Annotated in this window: 14 protein-coding genes; 8 read left to right on the plus strand and 6 right to left on the minus strand. The window is 67.3% G+C overall.

Annotated elements, in window-relative coordinates; translation table 11 throughout:
• Positions 1-77 precede the first annotated feature (77 nt).
• Positions 78-1,052: a helix-turn-helix domain-containing protein gene (locus tag KALB_RS49415; RefSeq protein ID WP_236650023.1), complete on the minus strand. Its 975-nt coding sequence runs from the start codon at positions 1,050-1,052 to the stop codon at positions 78-80.
• A gap of 592 nt (positions 1,053-1,644) precedes the next feature.
• On the opposite strand from KALB_RS49415, the gene KALB_RS26515 reads away from it, so the two are divergent.
• From KALB_RS26515 to KALB_RS26545, 7 genes are all read left to right on the plus strand, one after another.
• On the plus strand, positions 1,645-2,868 hold the full coding sequence (locus KALB_RS26515; protein WP_025358719.1) for a hypothetical protein: 1,224 nt from the start codon (positions 1,645-1,647) through the stop codon (positions 2,866-2,868).
• Complete coding sequence (locus KALB_RS26520; RefSeq protein WP_025358720.1) at positions 2,865-3,407, plus strand: hypothetical protein; 543 nt, start codon at positions 2,865-2,867, stop codon at positions 3,405-3,407. The genes KALB_RS26515 and KALB_RS26520 overlap by 4 nt, the downstream gene beginning before the upstream one ends.
• Positions 3,404-4,081: a hypothetical protein gene (locus KALB_RS26525; protein WP_025358721.1), complete on the plus strand. Its 678-nt coding sequence runs from the start codon at positions 3,404-3,406 to the stop codon at positions 4,079-4,081. Before KALB_RS26520 ends, KALB_RS26525 begins: the two co-directional genes overlap by 4 nt.
• Positions 4,078-7,173, plus strand: coding sequence for a coiled-coil domain-containing protein (locus KALB_RS26530; protein ID WP_025358722.1), 3,096 nt, complete (start codon positions 4,078-4,080; stop codon positions 7,171-7,173). The genes KALB_RS26525 and KALB_RS26530 overlap by 4 nt, the downstream gene beginning before the upstream one ends.
• 29 nt (positions 7,174-7,202) lie before the next feature.
• Positions 7,203-8,540, plus strand: coding sequence for a serine/threonine-protein kinase (locus tag KALB_RS26535; RefSeq protein ID WP_025358723.1), 1,338 nt, complete (start codon positions 7,203-7,205; stop codon positions 8,538-8,540).
• Positions 8,541-8,615: 75 nt separating this feature from the next.
• Positions 8,616-9,620: a hypothetical protein gene (locus KALB_RS26540; protein ID WP_148309661.1), complete on the plus strand. Its 1,005-nt coding sequence runs from the start codon at positions 8,616-8,618 to the stop codon at positions 9,618-9,620.
• Between the two features lie 1,216 nt (positions 9,621-10,836).
• The gene (locus tag KALB_RS26545; protein ID WP_042220826.1) at positions 10,837-11,799 is read left to right on the plus strand and encodes a helix-turn-helix domain-containing protein; all 963 of its coding nucleotides are present in this window, start codon (positions 10,837-10,839) and stop codon (positions 11,797-11,799) included.
• 205 nt (positions 11,800-12,004) lie between these two features.
• On the opposite strand, the gene KALB_RS26550 is transcribed toward KALB_RS26545, so the two are convergent.
• A complete protein-coding gene (locus tag KALB_RS26550; protein ID WP_081789519.1) occupies positions 12,005-12,322 on the minus strand; it encodes a transposase in 318 nt (105 codons plus the stop codon).
• A gap of 65 nt (positions 12,323-12,387) precedes the next feature.
• Between KALB_RS26550 and KALB_RS26555 the strand changes: the two genes are divergently transcribed.
• Entirely contained in the window at positions 12,388-12,684 is a 297-nt protein-coding gene (locus tag KALB_RS26555) for an integrase core domain-containing protein (RefSeq protein ID WP_025358727.1), read from the plus strand.
• 471 nt (positions 12,685-13,155) lie between these two features.
• On the opposite strand, the gene KALB_RS48310 is transcribed toward KALB_RS26555, so the two are convergent.
• The 4 genes from KALB_RS48310 to KALB_RS26565 form a co-directional block, all read right to left on the minus strand.
• Positions 13,156-13,311: a hypothetical protein gene (locus KALB_RS48310; RefSeq protein ID WP_169743537.1), complete on the minus strand. Its 156-nt coding sequence runs from the start codon at positions 13,309-13,311 to the stop codon at positions 13,156-13,158.
• A gap of 216 nt (positions 13,312-13,527) precedes the next feature.
• The gene (locus KALB_RS44910) at positions 13,528-13,704 is read right to left on the minus strand and encodes a CsbD family protein (RefSeq protein ID WP_063750767.1); all 177 of its coding nucleotides are present in this window, start codon (positions 13,702-13,704) and stop codon (positions 13,528-13,530) included.
• Between the two features lie 519 nt (positions 13,705-14,223).
• Complete coding sequence (locus tag KALB_RS26560; RefSeq protein ID WP_025358728.1) at positions 14,224-14,988, minus strand: GAF and ANTAR domain-containing protein; 765 nt, start codon at positions 14,986-14,988, stop codon at positions 14,224-14,226.
• A gap of 74 nt (positions 14,989-15,062) precedes the next feature.
• Positions 15,063-15,779 carry a GAF and ANTAR domain-containing protein gene (locus KALB_RS26565; RefSeq protein ID WP_025358729.1) on the minus strand — a complete coding sequence of 239 codons (717 nt, stop codon included), beginning with the start codon at positions 15,777-15,779 and terminating at the stop codon, positions 15,063-15,065.
• Between the last annotated feature and the right edge of the window lie 38 nt (positions 15,780-15,817).

Genomic DNA, 15,817 nt, shown 5'->3' on the forward strand with positions numbered 1-15,817 from the left:
AACACGCCGTCCCTCCGGCAACCCGCGCAGGTAAGTGTCCTGGTCGAAAACGCCGCCACCGTCTGCGAGCTGAGTTTTTAGGCGGCGGGTTGGTACTCGTTGAGTAGTCCTCCGAGGCGCCGCCTGCACTTGATCAGGTCCGGCGTGGTGGGCAATAGGACTACCTTCGGGTCATCATCAGGCGCGCGCAACCCAACGCCCTGACCTTGGTGACTGCGGCCGGCGTTGTAGTGCTCGACGTAGACGTCGAGCACATCGCGGAGGTGGCGGCGGCCGATGATGAGGATCCGATCGGTGCACTCACGGCGAACGGAGGAGATCCACCGCTCGGCGATCGCGTTCATCCGCTGTGCCTGCGGCGCGGTGCACACCACGTCGACGCCGAGCGAGGCGAACACCGCATCGAACGCAGCGATGAACTTGGCGTCTCGGTCACGGATCAGATAGGTGAAGCGGCGTCCGGCACTTTCAAGATCCGCAGCCAGGTTGCGGGCCAGTTGAGTTACCCAGGCCCCGGTCGGGTGGTCGGTGACGCCGAGCAACTGGACCCGGCGGGAGCGGTGCTCGATCACGAAAGCCGCATACAGGCGCTTCAAGGCCACGGTGTCGACGTGAAAGAAGTCGACAGCGAGCACACCATTGGCCTGCGCGCGCAAGAATGTGCGCCACGCGTCGCCGCGACTCGACGGTGGTGGGATCCGGCGGCTACGCAGGATCCGGCGGATAGTGGAAGCGGCGACGCGGTGCCCGAGCCGACGCAGTTCACCCTGGATGCGGACCACGCCCCAGGTCCGGTTCTCCGTCGCCAAGCGGGCGATCAGCGCGGCGATCTCGTCACTGATCGGCGGCCGCCCCGGCGGCTTCGGCTGACGCCACCTCCGGGCCACCAAGCGGCGATGCCACCGCAGCAAGGTGGCGGGCGTGACGATGCGGCACGACCGCAGGGTTTTCGGCAGGAGCCGGGACAGGGCCGCGAGCACCGCCCGGTCGGCCCAGTTGAGCGGCGGGCGTGGGTTGGTCCGGCGCAGCACCGCGACCTCGTGGCGCAGCACGAGTATCTCCGCGTCCTTGGATGCTGAGGACCTGGCGAGCAACGCCAGCCAGGACAATCCCTGGGCCAATGCCTGGTACAACAGTCGAGCAACCACGTCCTGCCGATCATCGAGTGCGGCATATCAGCAGGCCAAGGCTACTGACCGGATCCTCGACCAGGATGGGTAGCGAGGCCCACTGGGCGAGCTCAGCCCAGCGAGACCAATTGGTCACCGACGAACTGGCGGCTGGGCTGCTCACGTAGCTCGCGTACCGACGCAACGTGTGCAGCACAGAGTCCACCGTTTGACGGAGTTTGTTGGGCTGTGCGAGCCAGTAGACCACATGGGTCGGCCGCTGGTGTCAACTTGCGGCTCACCGAGAACCACCTTCGGAGTAACGGCGGCTCAAGTATGTGTATCGAATGGACTTATGCGTCTAACGAGCCCATCACAGAATGTCACTCGAACATTTGTTCTCTCCTCTGGGTTGTCGGCGTGCCTGCCTACAGTCGCTGGGAGATAGCGGCGGCCAGATGTAGAACGTGGAGCTGCGCACCTCTATGGGTGCGGATGGAAGGACGAGCGTGACGATGCGGAAACCGGGGGAACCGTGTTGACCGATGTGGGGGGCGAGCAGTTTGGATTGGATGCAGTGGCGGCTGAGCAGGCCGTCGTTTCTGTGTTCGAGCAGATTGTTGCTGTCCTGGCACGCAAGGCAGACGCAGCGATCGATAACGCTGACCTATTCCGTCTGGCGGACACACTGTTCGCCGCGTTTGCCCGCGCGGGTGAGGACGGGCTGACAGTTGAGCAGATCAGGGCGGCATGCGCTGCATTCCCAGACGAAGTAATCGAAAACCGTCTGGGCGTCCTGCGGAAGCTCGGTGCGATCCAGCCCGCATTTGATAAGCCCTACCCGCGCGAGTACCGGGCCTCGTTCACCAGCTACGTGTCGATGCTGTTCGTCCAGCGGATGCTAGCCCGCGGGGGGCAGTCCGAGTTGCACCAACTCCTGACGATGGAGAAGACCAGGTTGGAGGGCGGGCAGAGTACAACCGAGGAAGCCCGCGAGGTTGTCGTCGGGATAACCACGGCGCTGCGGCTTCTGGTCGCCGAGCTCGTGGCACTGACCATTGGCGGCACCGTGGAGGCGCTGCGGGAGCGCGCCCCACTGCTGTGGAACGCGAAGTCGCTGATCGACCAGGCGTCCGCGGTGCACGAGATCCTGCTGAAGTTCTGGCCGGAACTCAGCCGCTTGTGCGGGGAACTGCGCTCGGCGATCGCCGCCTATGAAGATGCCTCGACGAACGCGTCGGCACGCCTGATAGCCGCGGCGGGGACCTCGCGGGCACTGAACCTGCTGCCGCCCGAGATGTGGAAGCGCTTCGCGCGGCGAGCGACTGTGGATGAGCTCGCGGCAGTTCTGGCCGATCAGGTCTTTGACGCACCTTCCCCGTGGCACGACGTCGCCGACCTGGCGGAGGCCGTTGCGGGAAGGCCGCAGCCGACCAGCGGCCGTTCGACACCGCCGCGGTCCCGCGTTCCCGATGGCGATGAGCGGCCCCCGCACGAGTGGTCTGACGCGGAGGCTGATCGACTGGCGGGAATCGCCGAAGAGGTGCTCGGCGGCGGAGACTCCGTTGCGGTCGAGCACCTGCTGTCGGGCACGGACTGGGTGACGGCGCGCCGCGTGCTGGCCGATTTGGTCGCCGCGGGCAACAACGACCGACTCAGCTACCGGCTAACGTGGTCCGGCCCGGTCCAGGTACGGCCGGGCAGCGTGCCCTCCTGGCTTACCCCTGGCGTGTTCGAGCGAGTACGGAGGCCCGCGTGAGTAGTCCGGAGGCGGCGCTGTGGTGGGCGAGGTCGCGGGCCGAGGGGACGCTGCGCGTGCCGTCGGCGACCAGAACCCCGGCAGGCATGCTGCGGCTGGTGGAACGGGGCGGTGAGCACTGCTGGCTGGTGCCCCGTCCGCCCGACGACGTGACACCGGCCGTGCTGCGCGAACTGCGGATGCAGGTGCTCCCGGTGGAATTTCCGAACGAGACCAGCCGGGTCCTGGCCGCGGCGCTGCGCTGCTGCTGGACCGACATCCAGGCAAGTCCGTGGCCAGGGCAGCCGGCGACGATGCGCGAGGTGCTGGACGTGGTGGACCAGCTCACTCCCGGACGGGGGAAAGAGGTGCTGCACCGCTTCGGGACGGGGGCGCTCCGCCGCCTGAATGCCAGCCGATGGCTGGATATCGATGACGACGCGCAGCGGGTCTGTCTCGGCCCCCGGGTGGCTACCTGGCCAGACCAGGACCTCCCGGCGCTGCGGGAGCTGTGCCGGGAGTTGCCACCCCCGCGGCCAGATCGGGAGCTGGACCAGTGAGCGGCTTGTTCGATGACCTGCTCCAGCCGCTCGGCGACAAGCAGCGCGACGCGCTGGTCTCGGCTTGGGCCGCGCTTGAGTACGGCAGCGAGCCCGCCAGCGAGGCCGCGCTGCCCGCACTCCGGGACGCGGCGTTGCGCCACCTGCTAGACCAGATGTTGCGAAGGACCGGCCGTACGCTCGTCCACGCGGGTGCCTACCTGTGGACATCGGGATACCGAGACGACATCGCCGCAGAACTCGCGGCAAAGGGCTGGGGGATTTTGCCGCCGATGGAGCGGGCCGCACTGATATTGGTACTGATCCACTCCGTTGCGATCCCCCGGGCAGAGGGTCGCCTGGCCGGCGACGACTGGCAGTCGCCCCATCCGACCACACCAACCCATCTGCGGAAGCTGTCGCAGATTCACGGGCAGCGGCGCCTGTCCGATGCCCTGCAGTGGCTTCGCTCGGCCGGGCTGGTCCGCTTGGTACGCGGCGCCGATTCAGGAACGGCTGGCGCCTCCTACGTCCCCGGACCGGCGCTGCGCCGGCTCACTCCAGCCGCGCGCCAGCGCCTGCAGGAGAATCTGATCCTGGCAGTAGGCCCGGATACCGCGCTCGCCACCGCGGTTACGGTCCGCCGGAGTCTGGGCCGTCCAGAAGTGACAACCTCCCCGAGGAGCGGCTCATGAGCGGCGGCACGCCGCAAGAAGGGGACATCGTCGGTGATCGCGTCCTGGTCGGCCTGCAAAGCGTACGAATCTCCCGGCTGTCCACGCATCCCATCCCGGTTGCCGCCGGCACTCTCATAGCCGTGGCCGGGCAGGGGCCGAAGGACTCCAATGGGGCGGGGAAATCGTCGCTGCTGGCCCAGATCAGCTTGCTGCACGCCGACGAGCAGTGGCGATTCGGCTCCGGTGCGCCCGCCGCGGTCGACCTACTGTTCAACTCCGAGGACGCCGGCGGTGAAGACCGCTGGGGCAACGCCGACCATGGATACCTCATCGGCGTGTTCGCTCCTGCCGCCGGGACCCTTGATCAGCTTCAGGTCCGCGCCTTGACCGTGTGGATACGGATCGACCGCAGCAGCCAGAAAGGTCCCCGGCTGAAGCTGCGCTGGCAGGACGGACTGCATCTGCCCACTGGGGACAGCGAGGCCGAGCGGGAGCAGGCCGCTGACGGGGTCTGGCAAGCCCTACCCCCGCGGGCCGGGCGACACGACGTGTCGGCTCGTGACCTTCCGCGCACCCTCTACGGCGAACACGTGCGGTGCGTGTCGTTCCTATCGACGTCGGTGCGGGCCAACGCCGCCCCGAACCTGCTCGCCCAACCGTTGAGCGACATCTCAGAGCGGCGGATCTTCGAGGCGATCGCCGCGCTCACCGGCATCGACACCGAGCTGGAGAAGGAACGCCAGGCACGCCGCCATGAGTATGACCGCCTGCAGGAGGCCAGCGACGCCGAGTCCGACCTTGCCACTTGGGAGGAAAACGCCCAGGTCATCGAGGGCGGCATCGACGCCCGGGACCGGGCGCGCGAATTCGTCGTGGAAGCGGCGAACCGATGGCGGTCGCGCACGGCACGGCTGCTATGCGATGCCCTCCAGCGTGACGCCGACATCCAGGTCGAGATCGCCGGGATCGACACCGCGATCGACCGGGACAGCCACGCGGCACAAGAGCTAGCCGCGCAGGCGGCGGTGCTAGCCGACGACGAGGCGTTCAGGCGACGGCACCAAGCCGCGATAAGCACGTTCGGCAAACTCGACAACGACGACCGCGAGCTGGGCAATCAGATCGCCGCGCTGGAACAGGAGATCGAGGGCACCGACCGCCGGCTGCGCGAGGCCAGGGAAGCAGCCCGCGACGCCGACGGCCGCGACGAGCAGACTGCCGACCGGGAGCGCGCCGAAGCGGACGCGGCCTTCGAAGACGCGGTCAAGGCGGTCGGAGTGGCAGAGAAGGCGCTCTCCGACGCCGAATCACGCCTGCGAGACGCGGAAAGCGGCCGGGATCTGGCCCAGCAACAGATCGAGATCCTCGCGACCGAGGGAATCGGCGCTATCGGCCTGCTGGACGCCGTTGTCCTTGACGAGCCGGACCGGGCCCGTTGGGAAGCTGCCCTCTGGCCCTACCGCGAGGCGGCGGTCGTGGACTCAGCCCAGCTCAACCGAGCCAGCGAACTCCTGGCGGGCGTACCCGGCTCGATCCTGATCGCTGCCAACCTCGCCTCGCCAGCACCCCACGGCAGGCTCCCGGGCAGCGCCGATCCGGAGTACGACCTGAGCGGTTTCCTCGCCGCCCTGCACGCTCGGACCACGGCCCGCAGCGACCCCGACCGGGTCCACGACGACGCCGGGATCGTGGTGATCGGCGGGTTCAGCCAGCCCGCGACCGGCCGCGCCGCCCGTATCGCGGCTGCCCGCGAGCAGGTCCGCCAGAAGTCCACGGAGCACCAGGACGCCGCCGAAGCAAGAAAGGCCGTTGAGCGCAAGGTGATCAGCGCCGAGCGTCGGCAAAAGGGCGCGCGGGCGGCGGCGGAGGCAGGCCGGCTGGAAGCGCACGCTGGCACGTTACGAAAAAAGGACCAGGGGGCCAGAAACGCGCGTAGGGAACTCGCACCGACGCTCAGCGCCGCGCAAGACGAGCGGGACGAGGTACTCCGCCTGGCAGGCGTTCGCCAGCAGCAGGTCGAGTCACTGCTGCGGCAGAAGACCGCCCTCGACAACACGAACAAGATCCGGCGTGAGAAGCGTGGGAAGCTCGAGGATGAGCAAGCGCAGCTCGGCCTTCCGGAACTGATTACCCGCTGGGACGGTACATCTGGCTCTGCCAGCGAGTATCTGCTCGCCCTGCCGGACAACCAGCAGTCATGGACGGCAGACGACTGGTGGGAGGAAGCCAAGGGCCTGATCAGCACGGCGATATCCGAGTGCTTCCCTCCCTGCGCGTCGGACAGTATGCCTGCGGAGATCACCGGCTTGCTGAAGGAGTCCAGCGAGCGCGGGCCCGGCAGCAACCGACGGGCGCAGGCCGCCTTTGCCCCGCTGCTCCACGCGCTTCACGTTTACCTGCGCCAACAGGAGGGCACCGACCGGTACGAGCGCTGGCAGATCGCCATCCAGCGCGATGAACGCCACAAGAGCTTCGACGCCGCGCGGATCGGCCACGAGGAGGCGGTTCAGGCCAGCCGCGCCTACCGAGGGGCGCTCACCTCCGCCATCAAGAAAAAGCTGGCCGACGTCGCGGCCGAGTTCGACCGGCTCGACAGGGCACACGGTGGGTACGGGGCCACGCTCCAATACGAAGAACCTTCGCCGCCGGCCGACCCCACCGAGGCGTGGAGCTGGAAAGTCACGCCGATGTGGCGGCGCGCCGAGGGGCGGCGCCACATCCCCTACGACCGGCGGGCCAACACGGCACAAATCGATGACCGGGCGATCAAGCTCGTCTGTGCCGCCGCGGCCGCGAGTGGCACCGGCCGCCCTTTGGTGCTCGTCTTGGACGAGCTAGGCCGCAACCTCGGCAAGCAACACCGCCGCGAGGCGGTCGCCCTGCTCGGGCAGATCGGCAGGGACAGCGGCATCACAGTCGTCGGGGCACTGCAAGACGACATGGAGACCTACGCCATCGACGCCTGCGGCCAGTACGTCAAGCTGCGCCGCAGCTCGGACTCCAGCCCGTACAACGAGCAGCCCGTCGTCGTCGGCTATGACGAGCACACTCCGCGTGTCGAACTGCTCCGTGCCTGGCTGACCGGCAACGAGTACTGCGAGCCGGCATGACCGCCCGCCCCCGCCCGCGAGGTTTCGCGATGCGCCACCTCAGCGTCTACCCCGGCCTCACCACGTACGCCGTCCCCTTACCTGACGGCAGCTACAACACCGACCGCAACGGCAATCCGAAGATCACGCGCGTCACTCTGGAACCGGAAGGCTTCCCGCTACCGCACCGCCCGGGCGGTCTGACCGACAGTCAGTGGGCCTTCGCCACCAACAGCCCCCGTCGGTGGCAATCTGCGGTGACCACGTTCGGCGACCGCGCCGAAGACATAGCCGCAGAACTAGCGCGCAACGGTTGCATCATCCTCGAATGCGACTTCCGCGGCGCCCGCGTGGTCCTGCCGCCCCGTGGCTGGGCCCCTCATCCTGACCTGCACACGGCCCGGCAAGAGCAAAACAGCAAGCGCGCCATCCGCCGGGCGGCTCAGGACGACGAGGCACGCCGTCTCGCTGCCGAACTCGCTCACTATCCGGCCGCCGGGCCACTGGCAGCCATCCTCAGAGCACAACGGGACGGGCCCTACCGTGACCACGGTATCGAGGCTGCCCGCGCCTTCCTCACCGACGACACCATGACCGACACAGCCGGGGCCGCGCCGTGGGCCGCTGTGCGCTGGCTCAAGCGCGGAACGAAGTCCGACTACGACAGGGACCCAGAGCCGCTCGCTGAAGGTGGTCAGGGCGCGGTCTACAGCGGCGTGCACAAACACACCCGCATCCCCGTTGCGCTGAAGCAGCTCCGCTACGGCGATGAAGACGCTGTACACCGCATGCGCCGTGAGATCTCCATCGGGCACCTCTACGGAGAGCACCCGAACGTCATGCCGGTCCTGGACTCCGACCCGGACGGGCGGTGGTTCGTGATGCCGCTCGCGAACGGCAGTGCCGCCAGCCACACGGAACGCCTACAGCGGGAAACAGGAGCCCTTCTGGACCTCGTCAGGGCGGTCTGCGAAGGACTGCGCCGCCCACACACCGATGACCGGATCCACCGCGACATCAAGCCCGCCAACGTCCTGCTCCTCAACAGCAAGTGGGTCGTAGCGGACTGGGGGCTGGGTCGACAGCCCCGAGGGGAAACCAGCGTTCCGCGCCGAACTCGGACCGGCACCGGCTTCGGCTCCGAGGGATTCGCCGCACCGGAGCTGTCGTCCGGAAACCCCCACAACGTGACGGCCGCCGCCGACATCTACAGCATCGGGCGGCTCATCGCAGCCATCCTGACCGGGGAACGACCGGAGCAGAATCTCCCGTTGCTGCCTGCCAGCGGACCATGGCAGGCCGTAGTAGCGGAGGCAACCCACCACAAGCCAACCGACCGGCCGCAGGACGTGGACGAATTCCTCCGCCTGCTCAAGGACATCCCGTGACCGCTCCCTCGCCGTCCCAAGCCCGCCAGACACAGAAAATTGTGGCCCGCCTCAGCTGAAGGGATCATGTTGTCGATGACGCGCATCGCGCTCGAACCGTACTTCCTGCACCAGGACCAGGTTCAGTCCCTCCTCGGAGAGCAGCGGACGGAGTCCGCACGGGCACGCGCGGCCCGCCGGAGCGATCCTGAGGCGGCACTGCCCTACGTGCTCGCCGCGGAACTCGCCGAGGTGCTCTCCTCGCTGGGAGTCGGCGAGCTGGCGAGGCACGTCCTGGAGCGGAACCTGCGCGCGGGGCAAGTCGTCGGCACCGAGCTGGAGTTCGCGTTCCAGCGAGACCGGGACCTCGACGCCCCTGGCTTCAAGCCGGCCAGCTTCACGGCGGTGCTCGACGCGGGCGAGCCGGTGCGCGTCATCGGGACATTCAACGCGGCAAGAATCGCCAGTTCCTCCGCGCCCGGCAGCCTCACCGGGAACAGGCGGGCCTACCTGATCGGGACGGTCACCAATCTCAGCGCAGAGCAAATTGAGCTCAGGCCGGTCTTCATCGGAATCAGGTCGTTCGTCGATGACGACCTTGCCGCTGGAGGTCCAGTGCCGGGAGCGCGGGTTTACCCCAACGATATCCGCCAGTTCAGCGGGATCGACTTCGCCTCTCCTCTCGCCGAGGCGGAGGGTGAAGCGGTCCTGCGTGTGCCGGAGGACACGGTGAAGCGCGCCTTTGCCAGGCTGATCGGCGAGTCGTACGTTCCGAAGGACTGGGGTGGGGAGCGCTCCGACCTCTACACGTCACGAGTATTCACCCGCGGGCGCCAGATGTCGGCCGCGTGGCTGTTCAAGGGACCGGGCTACCCTCGCGCGATGGATGTCAAGGCCCTGGGCAAGAACGGCGACCAGATCGATCGGCTGTTCACCGAGCCCGCGGAGCTACTCGTTCTGCAGCACTGTCATCAGATCAAGCCGAGCGTGGTTGGCATGATGGACGCCTACGCCCACGACGCCCGGCATCCCCGTTTCTACATGATTATTGACGGGGCCGATACCGGACGCATACTGAGGTCTCTGGGCCTGCTCCGGTAATCCCAGCACGCCCGCCCTGTGCGTGCCAAAAACTCCATCCACCCAGGTCGGTACTCATGTGCGACCCATACGAGACAGCACTGGGCGGCGTGTAGCGCCACAGTCCCACAGATCAGCGGCTCTCCCCAATAGCTTGACACGGACGGGGAGCACGGCGGGGAGCAAATGGGGAGCAGACATGTGTGCTGAACGGTCCCCAACTGCACACAACGACACTGAACGGACCCGCGCTGACCTGCGGAAGTCGCATTTCCGCAGGTCAGCGCATACGACCGTCCATAGTTCACACCTAAGAGCTCAGCCGCATGTCGGTGAGCCGGCGGCGGCTCCTCGGACGGTACCGCGGCCAGGTAAGACGGCAGATCGATGCAGGTGCCACTCCAACGCACAACACCGGGTGTGGTTGCTCCGAGGTCGCTCTGCTGCAGCGTACGTACCGTGATGCGATGGATACCGACACGCGAATTTGACACGACATGCGAGAACAGCAGCAGCGAGCCGGTTCGACACAATCCCGATATGACAGCACGGGATGTCTCAGCCAACGGGTTTAGGGTTCGAGTTCCTGCCGACACGATCACGAATGCGCAGGTCAACGCAACGGCTGGGTTACAACTTGTGATCCAGCCGCCTGCACAGTTCTGCGACGAACCGCGCCGGGGGCACACAAAACTTGGGCAACATCAACAACGGGACGACTCCTACTCGAAGACACCTACCAGGTGTGAGCAGGTGTCGTCTCATTTGTTGTTGCCGCTGAGCCACCACACCGGCAGTCCTAGCCTCGATCCAACCTGGTAGCCCTTGACGTTCGGCGGAGATGTCGAACGTCCCGAACAGTGAGGACCGGGCCTGCAGATCCGTCGGCTTGATCGCTGTCGGGCTTGCTGGTCCGGTCTGATCGAGTCCGATTGGATCGACCTGTCCCTCTGGAGAGCGGAGCCGGGGAACGTCGAGAATCCGCCCAAGTAGCCGCTGACCGAGCAGGTCAATCCATCACGTTGTTCCACGTCCGCACATGCCGACGTGGAGCCGCGCGAGGGCCTTGGTGAATGGCCACAACCCGCCAACTCCGGCTGCTGCGCCCGGGTGCCCCACATGGTCCGGGCGGAGCAACTTCACCTGGATCGATCTCCCAACCGCGTCATGTGCCCTCGACACCACCATCTCCCTGCCGACAGGCGCAAGCTGACAGCCAAACCGGCGGCGGGAGATCATGGGAATAGCTTTCGAAAGCACCGACCTGAACGAGATTCACGAATTTATTCGCGTGTGCTACAAGTCGATGCGGTTCAAGTCCCGCTCCCAAGACCAGCACAAGGTACAGATCATCCAGAACTTGTTGGGGCCGATCAGACTGGATCGGTTTGACTGCGGTTTCGAGCTGGACTACGTCGCCAACCCGAAGGGCAGCGTCGGCCTGGTCGGGCTGGAATCCGGCACCTTTCCCCGCGTGGAAACCGAGGGCGTGCAGGACAGTCACGGCCCGGGTGAGGTGTTCCTGGTCGCCCAGCCCGATCGACCCTATGCAGGCCGGTGTTGCCATGCGCGCTTCAGCTACACCGTGCTGGAGCCGGCGTTGCTGTCCCAGGTGGCCGCGACCGCACCCGGCCGCACCGACACCCCGGTGCGGTTGACCAGCTACCGGCCGGTCTCCCCGGGCGCCGGCCAGTACCTGGCGCGCACCATCACCTACCTGCGCGATCACGTCCTGGCCAACCTGACACTGCGGGACACGTCGTTGATCGCCTCCACGGCGCCGCAGTTGTTGGCGGCCACGGTGCTGGCCACCTTCCCCAACACCGCGCTACTCGACCCCACCATCGAGGACCGCCACGACGCCCACCCCGCCACCCTGCGCCGCGCCATGGCCTTCATCGACGACCACGCCCACCACGAGATCAGTCTCGCCGACATCGCCGCCGCCGCCCACGTCACCATCCGCACGCTGCAGTACGCCTTCCGCCGCCACCGCGGCACCACCCCGATGGGCTACCTCCGCCAGGTCCGCCTGCACCACGCCCACCAAGAACTGCTCGCCGCCGACCCCACCACCGGGACCACCGTTACCCAGATCGCCGCCCGCTGGGGCTTCTTCCACCCCAGCCGGTTCGCCTACTACTACCGCCGCGCCTACGGCCACCCGCCATCGCGGACCCTGCTCCGCCACACCCCCTAACCCAGGCTCCGGGCCCGGCCAGCGCTCGAATCGATGCCGAGTGCGAATCGTCCGCTCATGCCGGCGGTCTCAACGGGTCAACGCAACACTGCGTACCTCCAGGTGGAGAGGACGTGGTGGAGCATGGCGAGGAGACCGTTGTCTGCGGAGGAGGTCGATGAGGTTTGGCGTCGATGGCGTGGCAAACCCTGGACCTCCAGACACCCTACGAAGCACTGGCACAGGTGTTGCGTTGACCGCCTGAGTCCGCAACGGCTTTTTTCAGAAACTCGTTCTCCATCCGCAGGCGACGGATCTCGGCTTCCAGCTCGCTTACCCGGGTCTGGTCGGTCGGGCTGGGCTCGTCATGCGGTTCGGGGTGAGCGCGTGTGAAGGCGTTGCCCCAGTTGCCTAGGGTGCCGTGATGGATGCCCAGGTCGCGGGCGACCTGGGCGATCGGCCTGCCGGTCTCGAGCACCATCTGCACGGCCTCAGCTCGGAACTGAGGGCTGAACTGCCGGCGACGTTCGGGCACGGTGGTCATCCTCTCGGATCAGAGTCCCTATCCAAGATCCTTGGTACATCCCATTCAACGCCGTCCTGGCTGACGTGGCCATCACGACGGTAAAGATCCCACCACGCTGCCCACAGGCGAACTACTACGCCGAACGGTTCGTACTCACCGCCAGATCCGAACTCACCGACCACATGCTGAGGCTGAGCCAGCGGCACCTCAACGCCGTGCTCGCCGAATACATCGAGCACTACAACGGTCGACGGCCGCACCGGTCCCGCAAGCTCCGCCCACCACGGCCGACCCACCCGGTGGCGAACCTCCACTCCCAGCGGATCAAGCGACAGCAGCTCCCAGGAGGCCTGATCACCGAGTACGAACGGGCCGCGTAAAACTACTGGTCAGCGCCGGTACTGACTTTTGGAACCCCACGAGCTGTCACCTGCACCGATGACTTTACGAGCCCCACACCCTATGAGGAAGAAGGACTGCACGCCTTCGCCGCCGACCTCGCGCCCACCACGGCGGCCGACCTGATCGCCGCAGTGGCGAGGCTGCTGACCAGTTTCGGGACAGGTCTGGAGGATGACGCCGCCGCGCTGGCGGTGAGCGTGCCGCGGCTGCGGCGGTGAGCGAATTGACGATCACCACCGCGACCTCGATATCGCCGCGGTCGCAGTGTCGCTGGTCACCGTGGACCGAACGACACCGCAAGCCGGACGGCAACAGGCTGTCGGCCTGGCGCAATTCCATGCCGCGACTCGCCCGGATTCACCGCGGTTCTCGGCCGTCCGCAGTGGCGTCGCCATAGCCCGAGCGATGCTCACTTCAACCCGACCCGGGCCGCAGAGCGTCGGGTCGGCTCAGAACCAGTGCGCCCGCCCGCCGACCTTGCGCCCCGTGCCGCCGAGGATCGCCAGCACCGCGCCGATCACCACGAGCACGATGCCGATGGTCCACAGAATGGAGATGTTGAGCAGGAAACCTGCGATCAGCAGGATGACACCTAAGATGATCATGGGCTTGCGAGGCTCCTTCGACCGGGACGCCGGCCGCCGATCGGCGGAAATTCGTGGCGTCGCTGGGGGAATGCCCACTCACGGCCCGCCGAAACCTCACCGGTCCCGGGCAATCCCGATCCGGCGGTGCGGGCTGCGATCATCCGACCGATGGCCGCGAAACGACGAGGGTGGGCCGTCGCCGGTTCGGCGAGGGCCCACCACTGTCCACTGAGGTCAGTTCTTCTTGAAGACGTCCTTGACCTTCTCGGCCGCCCCCTTGACCTTGCCCTTGACCTGGTCGCCCTTGCCTTCGGTCTCCAGGCTCCGGTCGTCGGTGGCGCTGCCGACGCCTTCCTTGACCTTGCCCTTCACCTCGTCGGCCTTGGCGTCGATCTTGCGTTCAGTGCTCATGAGGATCCTTCCTCCGTCAGGTTCACGCACAGACCCGTGGCCGCCCGGCCCTGCCGGCTCGGTCCAGGAGTGACGTCCTCGGTCCTTCCCCTCAGGGAAAGCTGCGACCGGCTACCCCAGGGGCAGATCGGGAAACCTCGACGTGTCGAAGGCGAGCGCGGTCCGGGCATCGTGGTGCTCCCCGCTCCTGTGCCGGGAGCACCACGACCAACAGGCGGAGTCGCCCCTGACCCGACGCCGGCCTGTCGAACCCCGGCCGGACAAGCGCCGCAGTCGGCGGCCGATTGTCGGGACATACCGGAGCCGCGGCCTCGGCCACTCGGGTCGACAGCTACATGTCGCGGGTGAGATCGGGAAGCGGCTCCACGGCACCGTCCAGCGTGATGGCCGTCGACATCCGGCACACGGTGCGCTCCTCAGAGGTGGGGGCTGACCGCGGGTCCGGGCGGCTGCTGGCAGACGCAAGTGCGAGTAGCCTAGGCGTCGGGTGGGCTGACGCCCCTATAGCGCAACTGAGTGTCAGGAATCGACGCCGTCCGGCGCAGGCAGGACTTCCCGCGGCAAGATGCCACCGGTGACCAGTCGGTGCGCGACCTCGCTGAGACGGATCCCTTGGTGACGGGCGTACCGGCGCAGGGTCTCGAACGCCTGCTCCATCTCCAGGTCACCGGCGTAAGCGAGCACACCCTTGGCCTGCTCGATGATGATTCGGCTGTTCAAGGCGGTCTGCAACTGCTCGGTGAGCACCTCGCCGCGGCGGATGGCCCGTTCCTGGAGGATGCCGATGGTGGCTGTGTCGGCCAACGCCCGCGCGACCTGGGCGTCCTGGTCGTTGAGTGGCCCGGGTTCGCGGCCGAACAGGTTCAGCGCTCCGATGGTCTCCCGTCGTAGCCGCAGCGGCACGGCCGCCACGGAGACGAAGCCGTCCGCGACCGCCAGTGGGGCGAACATCGGCCAGCGGCGCGTGGCCGCGGTGAGGTCAGCGACCAGGACTGGCTCACCGCTGCGGACACAGTCCAGGCAGGGGCCTTCGTTGTTCTGGATCTGGAAGAGTTCCAGCAGCCGCGTTCGTTCGGACGAGGAGGCGAGCACCTGTAGGTTCCCGCGCTGGTCGGACAGCATCAAGCCGGCCGCGGCGGCGTCCAGCAGCCGCACGCAGTGGTCGACCAGCTGGTGCAGCACGTCGGCCACGTCGTAGTCGTCGACCAGTGTGTCCGCCATCTGGACGAAGGCGTGAAGCAGCTGCGATTCCCGTTGCGCGCCAGTGGGGGCAGTGCTGCTCATGGGTTCGCTCCGCTCCTGTCTGCTCTGTCGAGGATAGCCAGTTCCGCCCTCGCTCACCTGTCCAGCCTCTCGGTTCACCTGTCGAGATCCTTCGGCTCGAGCGTGCGGGTGACGATGTCGTGCGCCACCTCGTCGACGAGGCGGCCGGCGGCGAATGCGTATCCCCGTAGCCGGGCCAGCGCATGATCGGCCGGAATCCCGAAGGCGGCGATGACCATTCCGACGGCTTGGTGCACCTGGTCCCGTTGCTCGGGCAGGGTGAGCCACCACTCGTCATGGTCCGTGCCGGCCAGCAGGCTCAGCACCACCAGCACCGCTGCGTCGACCACCGCCAGCGCCGTGGCCAAGTCCGCCGAGGACAGCCAGCCCGGCTGCCGTCGGTAGAGGTTCATCGCGCCGGCACAGACGGTGCCGCTCTGCAAGGGAAACGCGAAGACAGCCCCCACGGGCTCGCGGGCCATCTCGGCGGCGAAGGCCGGCCACGACGGGGCGGTGGCGGTGGCCAGGTCCGGCACGAGCACGGGCCTGCCGGTGGTGAACGCCTCGAAGCAGGGTCCCTCGCCGAGGCTGAACTGGAGTGCCTCGATTCGAGCGCTGAGTTCGTCGCTGGCGAACATCACCTCCCTGCGGTCCGTGTCACTCATCAGTGAGATCGACATGCCGTCCACCGGCAACAGGTCTGCGCACGCCCGGTACACGTGCGCCAGCAGGTCAGGGTCGCCCGCGTGATTCCGCATCGCGGCTGCGATCACGGCGCGTACCCGCCACCCCGCGCCGTCGGTGTCACTCATCGGTGGCTACCTCAGTGCGCACCAGCCACGCGACCGGC

Origin of the sequence: Kutzneria viridogrisea DSM 43870 (assembly GCF_000525635.1) — a bacterium.
Lineage (GTDB): Bacteria > Actinomycetota > Actinomycetes > Mycobacteriales > Pseudonocardiaceae > Kutzneria > Kutzneria viridogrisea.